This is a genomic window from uncultured Stenotrophomonas sp. (assembly GCF_963519925.1).
Lineage (GTDB): Bacteria > Pseudomonadota > Gammaproteobacteria > Xanthomonadales > Xanthomonadaceae > Stenotrophomonas > Stenotrophomonas maltophilia_AE.
The window spans coordinates 1-15,374 of record NZ_CAUQPH010000087.1; the positions used below are offsets into that span (position 1 = coordinate 1).

General features: G+C 67.9%; 14 protein-coding genes. 7 read left to right on the forward strand and 7 right to left on the reverse strand.

All coding sequences use genetic code 11. The annotated features are described in order from the left end of the window. Positions 1-99: 99 nt before the first annotated feature. Positions 100-1,311 (reverse strand): methionine adenosyltransferase, encoded by a 1,212-nt coding sequence (metK, locus tag RWO33_RS14090; RefSeq protein ID WP_145481548.1) that lies wholly within the window; start codon positions 1,309-1,311, stop codon positions 100-102. 460 nt (positions 1,312-1,771) lie between these two features. On the opposite strand from metK, the gene RWO33_RS14095 reads away from it, so the two are divergent. Further along, entirely contained in the window at positions 1,772-2,815 is a 1,044-nt protein-coding gene (locus RWO33_RS14095; protein ID WP_314105664.1) for a metal-dependent hydrolase, read from the forward strand. 102 nt (positions 2,816-2,917) lie between these two features. Here RWO33_RS14095 and RWO33_RS14100 read toward each other — a convergent pair whose 3' ends face one another. The 4 genes from RWO33_RS14100 to RWO33_RS14115 form a co-directional block, all read right to left on the reverse strand. Further along, complete coding sequence (locus RWO33_RS14100; RefSeq protein ID WP_145481550.1) at positions 2,918-3,742, reverse strand: methyltransferase domain-containing protein; 825 nt, start codon at positions 3,740-3,742, stop codon at positions 2,918-2,920. A gap of 43 nt (positions 3,743-3,785) precedes the next feature. Beyond that, on the reverse strand, positions 3,786-4,778 hold the full coding sequence (gene dusB / locus RWO33_RS14105; protein ID WP_314105666.1) for a tRNA dihydrouridine synthase DusB: 993 nt from the start codon (positions 4,776-4,778) through the stop codon (positions 3,786-3,788). Positions 4,779-5,012: 234 nt separating this feature from the next. Then, entirely contained in the window at positions 5,013-5,969 is a 957-nt protein-coding gene (locus tag RWO33_RS14110; RefSeq protein ID WP_314105667.1) for a ribokinase, read from the reverse strand. A 25-nt stretch (positions 5,970-5,994) separates the two neighbouring features. Beyond that, positions 5,995-7,293, reverse strand: a complete 1,299-nt coding sequence (locus tag RWO33_RS14115) for a nucleoside transporter C-terminal domain-containing protein (protein WP_145481553.1) — start codon at positions 7,291-7,293, stop codon at positions 5,995-5,997. A gap of 213 nt (positions 7,294-7,506) precedes the next feature. Here RWO33_RS14115 and RWO33_RS14120 point away from each other — a divergent pair, with 213 nt between their 5' ends. From RWO33_RS14120 to RWO33_RS14145, 6 genes are all read left to right on the forward strand, one after another. Next, entirely contained in the window at positions 7,507-8,481 is a 975-nt protein-coding gene (locus RWO33_RS14120; RefSeq protein ID WP_314105669.1) for an aldo/keto reductase, read from the forward strand. 205 nt (positions 8,482-8,686) lie between these two features. Further along, complete coding sequence (locus tag RWO33_RS14125) at positions 8,687-8,884, forward strand: hemin uptake protein HemP (protein ID WP_068849295.1); 198 nt, start codon at positions 8,687-8,689, stop codon at positions 8,882-8,884. 160 nt (positions 8,885-9,044) lie between these two features. Then, positions 9,045-11,240, forward strand: coding sequence for a TonB-dependent hemoglobin/transferrin/lactoferrin family receptor (locus RWO33_RS14130; RefSeq protein WP_314105672.1), 2,196 nt, complete (start codon positions 9,045-9,047; stop codon positions 11,238-11,240). Between the two features lie 5 nt (positions 11,241-11,245). Next, entirely contained in the window at positions 11,246-11,803 is a 558-nt protein-coding gene (locus tag RWO33_RS14135; protein ID WP_314105674.1) for a Hemin transport protein, read from the forward strand. Positions 11,804-11,816: 13 nt separating this feature from the next. Continuing rightward, positions 11,817-12,836 (forward strand): DUF6607 family protein, encoded by a 1,020-nt coding sequence (locus tag RWO33_RS14140; protein ID WP_314105675.1) that lies wholly within the window; start codon positions 11,817-11,819, stop codon positions 12,834-12,836. Positions 12,837-12,965: 129 nt separating this feature from the next. Next, entirely contained in the window at positions 12,966-13,742 is a 777-nt protein-coding gene (locus RWO33_RS14145; RefSeq protein WP_314105677.1) for a hypothetical protein, read from the forward strand. Positions 13,743-13,753: 11 nt separating this feature from the next. Here RWO33_RS14145 and RWO33_RS14150 read toward each other — a convergent pair whose 3' ends face one another. Both RWO33_RS14150 and RWO33_RS14155 read right to left on the reverse strand, forming a co-directional pair. Then, the gene (locus RWO33_RS14150; RefSeq protein WP_068849300.1) at positions 13,754-14,107 is read right to left on the reverse strand and encodes a DMT family protein; all 354 of its coding nucleotides are present in this window, start codon (positions 14,105-14,107) and stop codon (positions 13,754-13,756) included. Between the two features lie 107 nt (positions 14,108-14,214). Then, positions 14,215-15,374: FtsX-like permease family protein (locus RWO33_RS14155; protein WP_314105680.1), on the reverse strand; the 1,160-nt coding region annotated here is incomplete at its 5' end.

Below are 15,374 nucleotides of genomic sequence, written 5' to 3' on the forward strand. Positions count from 1 at the left end.
CCGTTGGCCGGCCCCGTTATCGCCTGGGCCGGCCAACGGCCGGCGCTACCGGAATGCGGTGCCCGTCAAAGAGAAGGGCCGCTTTGGCGGCCCTTCGTCTTATTTCAGTTTCGCATCCGCGCGCAGGGCGGCGGCGCGGTCGGTCTTCTCCCAGGAGAAGGCCGTGGCGTTGACCGTGTCACCGGCAGCGTTGAGGTAGCTGAAGTCCTTCGGCTTGCGGCCGAAGTGACCGTAGGCCGCCGTCTGCTGGTACATCGGGTGGATCAGGTCGAGCATCTTGATGATGCCGTACGGGCGCAGGTCGAAATGCTTGCGGATCAGCTTTTCGATCTTGTCATCGCTGATCTTGCCGGTGCCGAAGGTGGTGACCGAGATCGAGGTCGGCTCGGCCACGCCGATGGCGTAGGAGACCTGCACTTCGCAGCGGTCGGCCAGGCCGGCAGCCACGACGTTCTTGGCCACGTAACGGGCCGCGTACGCCGCCGAACGATCGACCTTGGACGGATCCTTGCCCGAGAACGCGCCACCACCGTGACGGGCCCAGCCGCCGTAGGTGTCGACGATGATCTTGCGGCCGGTCAGGCCGCAGTCGCCCACCGGGCCGCCGATCTCGAACTTGCCGGTCGGGTTGATGTGGAACTTGGTGCCCTTGTGCAGCCACTTGGCCGGCAGCACCGGCTTGATGATCTCTTCGCGGACGGCCTCGATCAGGTCCTTCTGCTTGATCCCCGGGGCATGCTGGGTCGACAGCACCACGGCGTCGATGGCGGCCACTTCGCCGTTCTCATAGCGCAGGGTGACCTGGCTCTTGGCGTCCGGGCGCAGCCACGACAGCGGCGAGTTCTTCTTCTTGCGGATCTTGGCCTGCTGCTCGACCAGGCGGTGCGACAGGTGGATCGCGGCCGGCATGAAGCTGTCGGTCTCGTTGGTGGCGTAGCCGAACATCAGGCCCTGGTCGCCAGCGCCCATTTCTTCGGGCTTCTTGCGGTCCACGCCCTGGGCGATGTGCGGCGACTGCTTGCCGATCAGGTTCAGCACGCCGCAGGTGGCGCCGTCGAAACCGACGTCGGAGCTGTCATAGCCGATGTCCAGGATCACCTTGCGGGTCAGCGCTTCGAGGTCGATCCACGCGGAGGTGGTGATTTCACCGGCCACGATCGCTACGCCGGTCTTGACCATGGTTTCGCAGGCCACGCGGGCGCGCTGGTCCTGGGCAAGGATCGCGTCCAGCACCGCATCGGAGATCTGGTCGGCAATCTTGTCCGGATGGCCTTCGGAGACCGATTCGGAGGTGAACAGGTAGCTGGACATCAGGCGTAATATCCTTTGATTCGGATGGAAAGATGGGCGCGCATGATACACGGCAAGTCGCGCCATTGCATTGTGGCCCAGCGGAAGTTGCCCGTGGTTAAGCCGGCGTGCCCACCGCCAGGGCCCGCCGCAGCGCCATTGCCCCCCAGCGTCGGCGCCCAGTGTTCCACCAGCGTGACAACGGCGCCGCAACCCCGGCGACCCCAACAACCCGAACCCCAACGACCCAAACCCGGGCGACCCCCACCCCGGGCGACCCCCACCCCGGGCGACCCCCACCCCGGGCGACCACGGATCGTAGTGACACGCCATGCGTGTCAAAGCCATGATCCTGCGCACGGGACCGCGCCATGCGTGTCAAAGCCATGATCCTGCGCACGCAACCCGCCACGCGTGTCAAACCCATCATCCTGCCCCCGGCTGCCCCCGTAACCGCACTCCCGTCCCGTACCATCGCCCCATGGATTCCCTAAGCCAGATCGTTCTCGGCGGCGCCGTAGCCGCCGCCATCGCCCCCGCCGGCCACCGCCGCGCCGCCCTGCTTGCCGGCGCCGCGCTGGGCACCCTGCCGGACCTGGATGCCCTGCTGCTGGCCTTCACCGCGACCGACCCGGTGGCGCTGATGACCGAGCACCGCAGCTACAGCCACTCGCTGCTGGTACTGCCGTGGGTGGCGCTGCTGGTCTGGTGGCTGTTCAAACGCTTCGGCAACGGCCGGGTGGCCCAGGCTCCCACGCGCTGGTTCTGGGCGATCCTGCTGGCGCTGGTGACCCACCCCCTGCTGGATGCGTTCACCGTCTACGGCACCCAGCTGTGGTGGCCGTTCACGCCGCCGCCGACGATGTGGTCCAGCGTCTTCATCATCGACCCGCTGTACACGGTGTGGCTGCTGCTGGGCTGCGCGGTGGCATGGTTCGCGCGCAGCCGGCCGCTGGCGCAGAAGGCGCTGCTGGCCGGCCTGGTCCTGAGCACCGGGTACCTCGGCTGGTCGCTGCTGGCCAAGCAGCAGGTCGACCGCGAGGCGGACCGTGCACTGGCGGCGATGGGACTGGGCGATGCGCCACGCTTCTCGGTGGCCACGCCGTTCAACACGCTGCTGTGGCAGGTGGTGGCGATGACGCCAGGCGGGTATGTGATCGGCGAGCGCTCGGTGGTGGCCGACCAGGGCCCGATGACCTTCCGCGGGTACCCGTCCAACGTGCAGGCGTTGCGCCAGGCGGCACACCTTCCGGCGGTGGCGCGGTTGAACTGGTTCAACCGCGGCTTCATGCGCGCGCAGGTGGTCGATGGCCGGCTGCAGCTGAGCGACCTGCGCATGGGGCTGGAACCGGACTACACCTTCACCTTCGCCGTGGCGCGCGCCGAGGGCGAGCGCTGGGTGGCGATCCCGCCCGAGCAGCTGCGCCCCGCATACGACGGCGAACAGGGCCGGGCCCGTGCCAAGCGCCGCCTCGGGGCGATGTGGCAACGCATCTGGCACGCCCCGCAGACGCAGGACCGGTAAGCCAACGGGTAGAGCCGACTGTTAGTCGGCTGCGCGCAGCGCGCCGGCGAGCAGCCGACTAACAGTCGGCTCTACCACCGTCAGCAGTACCCGCCATTCTTTTCAATACACCGTCGCGCGGGCCTGCACGAACGAGAAGAAGAACACGGCGTTCGGATCGTTCTGCACCAGGCTGAACTCGCGGCGCATGCCGTCGACCGTTTCCTGGTCCACCAGGCCCGCCTCCAGCAGCGGGTCGGCGGCGGACAGCAGCACCTGCTCCCAGAACGCGATCATGGTCTTGCGCCGGGCCGGGTCGCGGTTGTCGAGGTGGATGGTCTTGATCTCGGTGTGCACGTCGCGGAAGCCACCGGCCAGCAGCAGGTTGCCGAGCTTGGCGCCGACGAACGGGTCGCCGCCGTGGTCGTACTGGAAGTCGTTGAAGGCCATCCAGTAGCGCCAGATGTGCGGCGAGTACGGATCGAGCAGGAACGAGGCGTTCATCACTTCGGTGACGTATACCGGGGAGCCCGGGACCAGCACCCGGCGCACTTCGCTGAGCACGCGGGCCGGGGAGGGCACGTGTTCGAGCACCCAGCACAGGAAGGCGGAATCGAAGTCGCGGGCGCCGAAGGGGAGGTTGCCGGCGTCGGCCTGCAGCAGGCTGTAGCGCTCGCTGCACCACGGGGTCTTCTCCAGGTTGCGGCGCGCGGTGGCCAGCTGCGCGTCGCTGAGGTCGACGCCGGTGACATGCAGGTCCGGGAAGCGGCGCAGCAGGATCTCGGTCTGGGCGCCGACGCCGCTGCCGACTTCAAGCAGGCGCTTGGCGCCGCTGTAGTCGATGTTGTTGAAGATGGTCGGCTCCAGCAACCGGGCCTGGGTGACCAGGCGGTGCTGTTCGGTGTCGGAGAAGCCGTGCAGGTAGGTGGGGGCGGCAATCGGGGTCATGGCGGTCACGTGGCGCTGGGCCGGGCTCGGCATCGGGAATGGATCAGGCAGCGGAGGACAGCGGTTCGCCGGCGGCCAGTGCAGTGAAATAGTCGGTGGTCAGGGCGATCTGGGCGGCGGCATCGTCGGCACGGTTGACGACGGCGCGGAACGCGGCGTTCTCGGGCCGGTCCTTGGCGTACCAGCCCAGGTGCTTGCGGGCGATGCGCACGCCCTGCGGTTCGCCGTAGAAGGCATGCAGGGCGTGCAGGTGGCCGAGCAGGATGTCGCGCACTTCGTCCAGCGACGGCGGCGGCAGCAGGGTGCCGGTGGCTAGGTAATGCGCCACTTCGCGGAAGATCCACGGGCGTCCCTGGGCGGCGCGGCCGATCATGACGGCGTCCACGCCGGTGTGCTCCAGCACGTGCGCGGCCTTCTGCGGCGAGTCGATGTCGCCGTTGGCGATCACGGGGATGCGCAGGGCGGCCTTGATCGCGGCGATGGTCTCGTATTCGGCGCTGCCGGTGTAATGCTGGTCGCGGGTACGGCCGTGCACGGCAAGGGCGGCGATGCCGCTGTCTTCGGCGATGTGGGCGATGCGCGGGCCGTTGCGGTGGTCGCAATCCCAGCCGGTGCGGATCTTGAGGGTAACGGGCACGTCGACGGCGTTGACGACGGCACCGAGGATGCGGGCGACGAGGTCCTCGTCCCGCATCAGGGCGGAGCCGGCCCAGGCGTTGCAGACCTTCTTGGCCGGGCAGCCCATGTTGATGTCGATGATCTGGGCGCCGTGGTCGACGTTGTAGCGGGCGGCGTCGGCCAGTTGTTGCGGTTCGGTACCGGCGATCTGCACGCTGATCGGGTCGGGCTCGCCGGCATGGTCCATGCGGTGGATCGACTTGCGGGTGGTCCAGAAGCGGGGGTCGGAGATGGTCATCTCCGAGGCGGCCAGACCCGCGCCCAGCCGTTTGCACAGCAGCCGGAACGGCTTGTCGGTGACGCCGGCCATGGGCGCAAGCACCACGTTGGGCTGGATGTTGTAGGGACCAATCTGCATGCGGCCATTGTAGTGCCGGCCCATGGCCGGCAACCACGCAGAGCCCTGCGATCCGGCCCCACATTCAGGCCGATCCGGAAGGCCCTGATGCCACACGGGCATGAGCAGATGCTTGACGGTTGCTTCCAGCGCCCCCACCGGTGCGCGATGGTGGCCAGTTGAAACAAAAAACCGGCGCTTTCGCGCCGGTTCCGGTAGCGCACGACCGTTGGTCGTGCGGATTTTCGCGCGTCATTACACGTCCGCGGGCGTGAAATGCGGCATCGCCACGGCGGCGCCTTCCTTTTCCGTGGAGCGGCCGGCGAACTGGTTGGCGAAGCGGACGTGGCGCGAGAACGCGGCGTCCGGGTCCTGGGCCAGGGAGGCGACCAGGGCGCCGTTGAAGGCATCGCCGGCGCCGGTGGTGTCCATCACCTGGACCTGTTCGGCGCCCACCCGGTAGTACGGCTGGGTGTCGCCGCGCAGGGTTTCTTCAGCATGCGAGACGAACACGCCGACCGCGCCCAGGGTGACCACCACGGTGCCGTTGCCGACCAGCTTGCGGCACAGGGCGTGCAGGCTGGCGCCGTCGAGGGCGGCGACGTCGTCGGCGTCTACGCGTTCGCCGACGTGGCGGCCGAGCAGGGCGGCGAACTCGGTTTCGTTGGGGGTGAGGATGTCGGCCAGCTTGAGCAGGCCGATGCTGGACGCGGCGTCGGCGGGGGCGGCGTTGAGCACGGTGGTGACGCCGGCTTCGCGGGCGATGGCCAGGGCCGCTTCGATCGTTTCCACCGGCGACTCGAGCTGGGCCAGCACGACCTTGGCGCCGGCCAGCAGCGCGCGCTGCTGGTCGATGTAGGCGGTGCTGAGCGCGGCATTGGCGCCGGGGCCGATCACGATGGTGTTGCGGCCACGGCTGTCGACGTAGATGCCGCCGGTGCCGGTGGGTTCGCTGCTGGCTTCGGCGCTGAGCGCGAAGCCGTCCTGTTCGGCCAGGCCACGGGCCATGGCGCCGCCGGCGTCATCGCCGAGGGCGCACAGGAAGGTGGTCGGGGCGCCGGCGCGGCGGGCGGCCACGGCCTGGTTGAAGCCCTTGCCGCCGGGACCGGTGCTGTAGCGGCCGGCGATGGTCGCGCCCGGGGCCGGGAGCGACTCGCAACGCCAGACATGATCCACGTTGAAGGAACCGACAACGACGACACTGCTACTCATAAAGATTGCTTCTCTAAAACGGATATCAGCTGAAATGCGTCAGCACGCCGGCGATGGTCGCCGTCATGAAGGTGGCGATGGTACCGCCGAGCACGGCTCGCAGGCCGAACCGGGCCAGGTCGTGGCGGCGTTCCGGGGCCAGACCACCAATACCACCGATCTGGATCGCGATCGAGCTGAAGTTGGCGAAACCGCACAGCGCGTAAGTGGCGATCAGGCGGCCTTCAGCCGACAGCGACACGCCGGGCACCTGGCCGTTGACGATTTCCGACAGTTTCGAATACGCCACGAACTCGTTGATCACCACTTTCTGGCCGATCAGCGAACCCACGGTGGTCGCATCCGCCCAGGGGGTGCCGATCACCCAGGCGATCGGGGCGAGCAGGTAGCCGAAGATCGTCGACAGGTCGGTCGGGCGGCCCAGCGCGGCCTGCAGGCCGGTGATTTCACCCAGCCAGGTCAGCGGTGCGTTGAGCAGGGCGATCAGGGCGATGAAGGCCAGCAGCATGGCGCCGATGTTAAGGGCCAGCTTGAGGCCGTCGCCGGCGCCGGCTGCGGCCGCGTCGATGATGTTGCTGGAGGTCTTTTCGACTTCCATCTTGACCGTGCCGCGGGTCAGCGGGGTGCCGGTTTCCGGCACCAGCAGCTTGGCCACGACCAGGGTGGCCGGGGCGGCCATGATGCTGGCGGCGAGCAGGTGCTTGGCGTAGAAGGCCTGCTGCACCGGGTCGTTGCCGCCGAGCATGCCCACGTAGGCGGCCAGCACGCCGCCGGCGATGTGGGCCATGCCGCCGATCATCATGGTGATCAGCTCGGACTGGGTCATCCTGGCGATGTACGGACGCACGGTCAGCGGCGCTTCGGTCTGGCCGATGAACACGCTGGCGCAGACGCTGGTGGTTTCCGCGCCGGACACGCGCATCACCTTGGTGATCGCCCAGGCCATGCCGCGCACGATCATCTGCATCACGTTGAGGTGGTACATGACCCCCATCAGCGCGGAGAAGAAGATGATGGTGGGCAGCACCTGGAAGGCGAAGATGAAACCGAACCGGCTGGTGTCCATCAGGCTGCCGAAGATGAAGCCGGAGCCTTCGTTGACGAAGCTCAGGATCTTGACGAAGCCCTTGCCGAGCGCATCGAACACGTCGCGGCCGCCGGGGACCAGCAGCACCAGCGCGGCGAACGCGATCTGCAGGGCGATACCGGTGACCACCAGGCGCCAGTCGACGGCGCGCTTGTTGTTGGAGAACAGCCAGGCGATGCCGATCAGCACTGCCAACCCAAAGAGGCCGAAGCCAATCCTGCCCAAACCTTCGACCATGAGACTCCCCTGGGGCGCCGCGAAAAACGGGAAGCCTAGAGCAGCGGCAGGGGCGGAGCAAGGAAAAGCCGCGTGCGGGGGGCGATTGGCCGCGATCGGGCAAGCAACGGCAAGGGGCGTGCCCGCCACGGCTACACTGGTGGGCCGCGCCCGGGCCGCGTCCCGGCGCAGCCAAACGCGTTCAGTTTTCTACCTTTTCCGCAGGAGAATCGCATGCATTACCGCCGCCTGGGCTCGTCCGGTCTGAAGCTGTCGGCCCTGTCTTTCGGGGCCTGGGTCACCTTCGGCGACCAGATCGGGCGCGACGAGGCCCGCAACCTGGTTGCCTGCGCCTGGGACCATGGCATCAATTTCTTCGACAACGCCGAGGGCTACGCGCGCGGCCGCGCCGAGCAGGTGATGGGCGACGTGATCGCCGACCTGCGCCTGCCGCGTGACGGGGTGTGCGTGTCCAGCAAAGTGTTCTTCGGTTCGGTCGACAACCCGCGGCCGACCCAGCACGGACTGTCGCGCAAGCATGTGACCGACGCCTGCCACGCGGCGCTCAAGCGCCTGCGGGTGGACTATCTGGACCTGTATTACTGCCACCGCCCGGACCAGGACACGCCGATCGGTGAAACGGTACGGGCGATGGACACCCTGATCCGGCAGGGCAAGGTGCTGTACTGGGGCACCTCGGAATGGTCGGCGGCGCAGATCCAGGAAGCGGTCGACTTTGCCCGCGCCCACAACCTGCACCTGCCCAGCATGGAGCAGCCGCAGTACAACCTGCTGCACCGCGAGCGGGTGGAGCGCGAATACGCCCCCCTGTATGCCGACCCGGGGCTGGGCACCACGATCTTCTCGCCGCTGGCGTCGGGCCTGCTCAGTGGCAAGTACGACGCAGGCTTCGACCCGGCGTCGCGGCTGGGCCAGGGCCAGATGGGCTGGTTGAAGGACCTGGTGCTGGGCGATCAGGCCGAGCAGCGACTGGACAGGGTGCGCGCCTTCAGCGCCCTGGCCGCCGAACTGGGCCACGCCCCGGCGCAGCTGGCCATCGCCTGGTGCCTGCGCAACCCGAACGTCTCCAGCGTCATCCTCGGCGCCAGCCGGGTAAGCCAGCTGGAGCAGAACCTGGGCGCCCTGGACGTCCTCGAGCAGGTCGCGGACGCCGACTGGAGCCGGGCGGAAGCAGTCTTCGCGCCCTGACGTATCCCCGTAGAGCCACGCCCTGCGTGGCTTCGCGGTGCCTGATCGATCGCGCACAGCCACGCAGGGCGTGGCTCTACCAATAGATCACATCAATCGAAATTCAGATATCGATCATCAATTCCATCAATGAACATGAGAATGGTTGTTGATTGTCAACTGAGAATCATTATCATCTAACTCGTCCCTCGCACGAGTCCAGACGATGAATACTCAAGCTGCTGTACTGCTGCGCCCCGAAACGCTGACCCTTCGCGACCGTCCGGTCCGGGCCGTTCCGGCCGAAGAAGTGATCGACAGCGAGGCCCTGCTCAAGGGTCGCCGCGAAATCCTGATCCAGCACGGTGACCGCTTCTACCGTCTGCGCCATACCAGCAACGACAAGCTGATCCTCACCAAGTAACGGCCTGCCTCCCCCACGGGATGCACCCGCGCGGCCGTGCGGGTGCACCGTGCGCCCGCCGCCCCCACCGCTCTCTCCCCCTCGGCACGTCGCCTGCGACCTTGCGGTCCGGGCGTCGGTCGGGGGTCTCCTTCCGCGCCCAGCGAAATCCGCCCATCCCATGACCCGTCCTGCCGTTTTGAGCCTTGCCGTGTGGCTGGCGCTGCCGCTTGCTGCCCACGCCGCCGCCCCCGCCAGCCCCGATGCCGCCAACGCGCGTGATTTCGATCGCGTGCAGGTCACCGCCACCCGCACCGAACGTGCGCTCAGCGACGTGGCCGCCACGGTCGATGTGATCGACCGCGAGCAGCTGGATGACCACCTGGTCCGCGACATCAAGGACCTGGTCCGCTACCAACCCGGTATCTCGGTGACCCGCAGCCCGGCCCGGTTCGGCCTGGGCGGATTCCGCATCCGCGGCCTGGACGGCAACCGCGTCCTGGTCCAGACCGACGGCATCGCCATGCCCAAGGCGTTCCTGATCGGCAGCTTCTCCGACGCCAACCGCAACTTCACCGACCTGGAAACGCTCAAGCGGGTCGAGATCGTGCGCGGCCCGGCCAGCGCGCTGTACGGCTCCGACGCCCTCGGCGGGGTGGTGGCGTTCGTCACCAAGGACCCGGCCGACTATCTCAAGGACGGCAAGGACAGCCATGTCGGCCTGAAGTTCGGCTACGACGGCGAATGGAACGGCCTGCTTGGCAGCGCGACCACGGCATTCGGCGGCGATCGCTGGAGCGGCATGGTGAACGTCAACCATCGCCAAGGGCAGGAAACCGAAAGCATGGGCGACGTGCGCAGCAACGACCGCACCCGCACCGCCGCCAACCCGCAGGAGCGTGACGGCCGCAGCGTACTGGGCAAGCTGGTGTACGCACCCAGCGAGGGCCAGCGCTTCCGGCTGACGGTGGAAGGCAACGAAGACAGCGTCGACACCGATGTGCTGTCGGCCATCGACCACACCACAACCACCGGCATGCAGGCGCGTGACCACCAGACCCGGGCGCGCGTGTCGTTCGCGCATGAGATGGACAACCTCGCCGCTGGCTTCGCCGACAGCCTGTCCTGGCAGCTGTATCGCCAGGACAGCGAAACCACCCAGCGTACCGACGAACAGCGCGCCAACCGCACCACGCGCCACCGCGAGTTCAACTTCGACCAGCGCGTGTATGGCCTGCAGGCAGCCTTCCACAAGGCGCTGCAGACCGGCGCGGTCGAACACGCGTTGACCTATGGTTTCGATGGCACCTGGACCGAAACCCGGCAGAAGCGGGATGGTTACCAGGTCCTTGCCAACGGCCAGACCAGTACCACGATCCTGCCCGATGCGTTCCCGGTGCGCGATTTCCCGATCAGCAGAACCACCGAGCTGGGCCTGTACGCGCAGGATGAGATGCGCTTCGCCGATGGCCGCTTCTCGCTGGTGCCGGGCGTGCGCGTGGACCACTACGAGCTGCGCCCGGACGTGGATGCGATCTTCGCCGCGGACAACCCTGGCATGCCGGTGTCCGACCTGACCAAGACCAGCGTTTCCCCGAAGCTGGGCATGGTCTGGCGCTTCGCCGATGCGTGGTCGCTGTTTGCCGGCTACTCGCACGGCTTCCGCTCGCCGCCCTACAACGATGTCAACCTGGGCTTCACCAACGTGATGTTCGGGTACACCGCCATTCCGAATCCGGACCTCAAGCCGGAAACCAGCGACGGCCTGGAGCTGGGGCTGCGCCTGGTCACCCCGGCGGCGTACGTGAGCCTGAGCGCCTACTACAACGACTACAAGGATTTCATCGAGTCACAGCGCCAGGTCGGCGTCAATCCGCAGGGTCTGATCGTGTTCCAGTCGCAGAACATCGCCGATGCGGAAATCTACGGTGCCGAACTCAAGGCCGGGGTCGATTTCGGCCAGCTCAGCAGCACGCTGGACGGCTGGTCGATGAACGGCGCGGTGGCCTGGTCGCGTGGCCAGGACAAGACCGAGGACGTGCCGCTGGAATCAATCGATCCGCTGCGCGGCACGCTGGGCGTCGCCTTCGACCGCGACGCGTGGGGCGTGGAACTGCTCGGCACCTTCGCCCGACGCAAGGACCGCACGGCCAGCGCTACCGCGTTCCGCCCTGCCGGTTACGGCGTGCTGGACCTGGTGGCGCACTGGGAGTTCGCCCCGGGGTCGAAGTTCAATGTGGGCGTGTTCAACCTCGGCGACCGCACCTACATCGACTATTCGTCGATCACCTCCACGCTCGCCACCAACAGCAGCGTGATTGATCGTTTCACCAACCCTGGCCGGAACGTGTCGGCCAGCCTTGCCGTGAGCTGGTAGCCATCATGAGCCGAGCCCTTTCCGCATTGCGATCCCCCGACCGGTACCTGCGCCCTGGCCAGTTGCCTTCCCCGGAACAGCTGGCGGCACTGGGCACGGTGCTGTGCCTGTACCGCCGCGAGAGCAGCGAGCTGGGCGGCTGGAAACACGCCGTTTCTGCGCACGCCTGCCAAGGGATGGACAGCGAAGGCATCCGCGAAAGCCTGTGCTTCGCCGACGCACGAGGTCGCTGCTGCTGGCGGCTGTACCTGCTGCCCGACAGCGATTTCCTGGCCTGGGACCGGCTGGTGTCGGCGTTCCCGGCGCGGCCGGAACCGGCCAACGACGGCGGCGTGGCCGAACGCCTGTGGCGTCGCCTGGCCACGCGGCTGGGCGGCGAACCATGGCGGATGTGCGCGCTGCGCCTGCACGTCGGCGACGCCCAGGGTCTGGCCGCCAGCGTCGCCTCGCTGTCGACGCTGGGCGCGACCGCGGCGCGCCGCATCGCGCGGGTCGAGGGCGCCGACGGCGAACTGTGGGTCGACGATGCCAACGTGGTCCCGCTCATCCAACTTTCCTCCTGAGGCAGCTTCAAAGATGAACGTGAAATCCGTAGCGACACGCCACGCGTGTCCCACGCAGGCGCCAGGCACCCCGCAGGACACGCATGGCGTGTCGCTACGCGCCTGCGCAGGCGTTGCGTGGTTGCTGCTTGCCGGCAGCGGCATCGCCCACGCCCAGCCCGCCGACGCGGCGCGCGACCACGCCAGCATCCTGGCGATGAAGGGCGAACACATCGTCGACTTCGCGTTCGACGAAACCGTCCTGCTCAAGCCTGGCTACGAGCGTGCGCCCGCGGTGCGCAGTGGTGGCAACGAAGTGGTGATCGTGGTCGAGGACAGCCCGACGCGGGTCGTGCTGCAGCACCTGCTGGTGGATGGCAAGAGCGGCCATGTCACCAAGCACTGGCGTCAGGACTGGGTGTACGAGGCACCGAGCCGCTTCGAGTTCAGCGCCGACCAGACCTGGCAGCTGCGCGCGATCGACCCGGCCGTGACGGCCGGTGCCTGGACCCAGTGCGTGTATGAAGTCAGCGACGCACCGCGCTACTGCGGCACCGGCAAATGGGAGTACCGCAACGGCGTGGCTACCTGGACCAGCGACCCCGGCTGGCGGCCGCTGCCGCGCCGCGAATACACCCGTCGCAGCGATTACAACGCGCTGGCGGTGGTCAACCGGCATACGCTGACCCCCAACGGCTGGACCCACGAGCAGTTCAACACCAAGATCCTGCGCGGGGCCGACGGCAGCCAGCACGAGATCGCGCGCGAGTTCGGCTTCAACGACTACACCCGCACTACCGAGGTCGACTTCAAGCCGGCCTACGACTACTGGACCGCCACCGCCGATTACTGGGCCAAGGTGCGCGCGCGCTGGAACGGCTTCCTCGGCCAGGCCCCGGGCGTGCACCTGAAGACGAAGCTCGACGGCATGGCGATGATCATCCCGCTGTTTACCCAGGCCCAGCACATCCAGGACGGAAAGAAGGTGAAGGACGCGCAGATCGATGCGGTGTTCAAGCAGTGGGTGGAAAAGGCGCCAGCGGAAACCCGATGACGCAGGCCACCGCATCCCCACCTGATCCGGTGCGGGTGCGGGGGCTGCGCTGGATGATGGATTCGTGGAGGTTTTTCCTCCACGGCAGGCAGCTACTGGAAGAACCTGCAGACAGAGGTCCTTCCTGCCATGCATTTCCCGAACCTGCTCACTGCCATGGTCGGCGCAGCCGCCGCCTTCCAGGGCACGCGCGCCGCGCCTGTTGAAACGCCCCGCAGCGGGGCGCCCCTTGCCCTCAGCGGGATCGACAACGCCGCCCTGCCGCCCGTGCTCACGGCGTCGTTGCACCGCAGTTACGCCGCCTGCCAGCAGCTCATCGAGGGCAATCCGCGCTTGTTCGGTGCCCTGAGCGACACGGGCGCGCAGTCCCTGTGCATCGCCCAGGCAGGACTGGAGGCCGGCTTCGGGCGTGCGCTGCAGGCACGACCGAGCGAAATCGCGTTGCTGCGGGAAGGCCTGCACCGGCTGGCAGGCAGCCGCTCACGTAATCCCATGCCCGCGCCGGTGACCGCGGAACACCCGCTGCAGCACCTGCGCTGGATCAACTTCCAGGACTACCGGCTCAGCTCCTCGACCCGGTATGCCGACCAGCTTGAACGCCAGGTTGCGGTGCTGCGCGCGCATGTTCCGCCGGCCCAGCGCGGCTCGCTGGATGCCGCGCGCCACGCGTCGCAGGCACCGGCGTGCCGCCAGGCGTGGAAACGGCAGCTCCCGGTGTGGGTGCGCACCGAAATCGCCGAACGCAGCAGCCTGGTGACCATGCGCGAAGTCGGCAATCCGGAGTCGCTCAGCCGTGCGCAGGCCGATGCGCTGCGTGCGGACCTTGCACAGATGCGTTTCGGACGCACCGCCATGAAGCAGCGCATGCATGAGGACGCATTGGTGGCGTTGGTGGGCAGCGGGTGAGCGCTGCGCGCTCACTCCTTGAACATCAGGAACGCGGCAACCACGATCAGGCCGAACGCCGCGTAGTGGTTCCACTTCAGCGGCTGGTCCAGATAGAACGCGGAAAACACCGCGAACACCACCAGCGTGATCACTTCCTGCATGCCCTTCAGCTGCGGCGCCGAGTACACCGCGCTGCCCAATCGGTTGCCGGGGACCTGCAGGCAGTACTCGAAGAAGGCGATGCCCCAGCTGACCAGGATCACCATCATCAACGGCGCGCTCTTGTACTTGAGGTGGCCGTACCAGGCGAAGGTCATGAAGATGTTGCTGCCGAGCAGCAGCAACACGGGGTAGAGGTAGGCGGTGAACGACGTGCCGGGCATCGGAAGGTGTCTCGAAAACGTGGGAAGGGCAATGGTAGCCCCGGCCGTTGGCCGGACCACGTGATGCCCTGCCGCCCTGAAGGGCCGGCCAACGGCCGGCGCTACTGTCAGGCTTCCCGCAGGGCCAGCGCCGGCGGGGTATGCAGGATCCGCCGCGTGCCCCACCAGCCGGCCAGCATGCTCAGTGCCACGCCCAGCACGCCGCCTACCAGCAGCGGGGCCCACGGGGGGCTGAGCTGCAGTTCGAACACCTGCCGGGCGACCACGCTGCCCAGCAGCGCCGCTGTGCCCACCGCCAGCAGCGAGGACAGCAGCCCCAGCGCACCGAACTCCACCAGCACCGCGCCGCGCAGCTGGGTGCGGGTGGCACCCAGGGTGCGCAGCACCGCGCTGTCGTAGCGCCGCTCGCCGGCGGTGGCCTGCAGCGCGGCCAGCAGCACCAGCACCCCGGCCAGCAGGCTGAAGCCCATCACCAGCTGCACCGCCTGGGTGACCCGGTCCACCACCTCGCGTACCCGCTGCAGGATGCTGTCGATATCCAGCAGCGATATGTTGGGATGGTCGCGGGTCAGCCCCGCCAGCGCCGGTGCCTGCGCGCGCGGCAGGTGGAAGGCGGTGATCAGGTTGTACGGCGCATCGCCGACCGCGCCTTCGTTGAGCAGCAGGAAGAAGTTGACCCGGAACGAGTCCCAGTCGGCCTTGCGGATGCTGGTCACGGTGAACGTGCGCTCCTGTTCGCCCATCTGCAGGGTGACCGTGTCGCCCAGCTGCATGCCGTAGCGCTCCGACCAGCCTTCTTCGATCGAGGCCTCGGCGCCGGTGCTGCCGGGCGCCCAGTAGCGTCCACTCACCAGCGTGTTGGCCGGCGGGAAATCATGCCGCCAGGAGAAGTTGACCGGACGGTTGGCATCGTCGTCGCCATTGCTGTTGTCCTCGCGCGCCTGGCGTTGCGGCGGTCGCCCGTTGACGGCCAGCAGGCGGCCGGTACTGAACGGCTCGATCCCCGGGGTGCGCACGCCCAGGCCAGCGAGGGTGTCCAGCACCGCCTGGCGCTGCTCCGGCTGGATGTTCATCAGGAAGTAGTTCGGAGTGTCGCTGGGCAGGCGGTCGCGCCACTGCGCCAGCAGCCCCGGGCCGATCACCGACAGCAGCAGCAACGCGCACAGCGACAGGGACAGGCCGACCAGCTGCATCACCGCCAGCCCGCGGCGGCGGGTAAGCGCGGCCAGCCCCAGCTTCCAGCGCCCGCGCAGGCGCGGCTGCAGGC

What these genes read in the sequence shown, in the direction of transcription:
- metK (WP_145481548.1), bottom strand. Translation starts at nt 1,311, where the DNA reads ATGTCCAGCTACCTGTTCACCTCCGAATCGGTCTCCGAAGGCCATCCG.
- RWO33_RS14095 (WP_314105664.1), top strand. Translation starts at nt 1,772, where the DNA reads ATGGATTCCCTAAGCCAGATCGTTCTCGGCGGCGCCGTAGCCGCCGCC.
- RWO33_RS14100 (WP_145481550.1), bottom strand. Translation starts at nt 3,742, where the DNA reads ATGACCCCGATTGCCGCCCCCACCTACCTGCACGGCTTCTCCGACACC.
- dusB (WP_314105666.1), bottom strand. Translation starts at nt 4,778, where the DNA reads ATGCAGATTGGTCCCTACAACATCCAGCCCAACGTGGTGCTTGCGCCC.
- RWO33_RS14110 (WP_314105667.1), bottom strand. Translation starts at nt 5,969, where the DNA reads ATGAGTAGCAGTGTCGTCGTTGTCGGTTCCTTCAACGTGGATCATGTC.
- RWO33_RS14115 (WP_145481553.1), bottom strand. Translation starts at nt 7,293, where the DNA reads ATGGTCGAAGGTTTGGGCAGGATTGGCTTCGGCCTCTTTGGGTTGGCA.
- RWO33_RS14120 (WP_314105669.1), top strand. Translation starts at nt 7,507, where the DNA reads ATGCATTACCGCCGCCTGGGCTCGTCCGGTCTGAAGCTGTCGGCCCTG.
- RWO33_RS14125 (WP_068849295.1), top strand. Translation starts at nt 8,687, where the DNA reads ATGAATACTCAAGCTGCTGTACTGCTGCGCCCCGAAACGCTGACCCTT.
- RWO33_RS14130 (WP_314105672.1), top strand. Translation starts at nt 9,045, where the DNA reads ATGACCCGTCCTGCCGTTTTGAGCCTTGCCGTGTGGCTGGCGCTGCCG.
- RWO33_RS14135 (WP_314105674.1), top strand. Translation starts at nt 11,246, where the DNA reads ATGAGCCGAGCCCTTTCCGCATTGCGATCCCCCGACCGGTACCTGCGC.
- RWO33_RS14140 (WP_314105675.1), top strand. Translation starts at nt 11,817, where the DNA reads ATGAACGTGAAATCCGTAGCGACACGCCACGCGTGTCCCACGCAGGCG.
- RWO33_RS14145 (WP_314105677.1), top strand. Translation starts at nt 12,966, where the DNA reads ATGCATTTCCCGAACCTGCTCACTGCCATGGTCGGCGCAGCCGCCGCC.
- RWO33_RS14150 (WP_068849300.1), bottom strand. Translation starts at nt 14,107, where the DNA reads ATGCCCGGCACGTCGTTCACCGCCTACCTCTACCCCGTGTTGCTGCTG.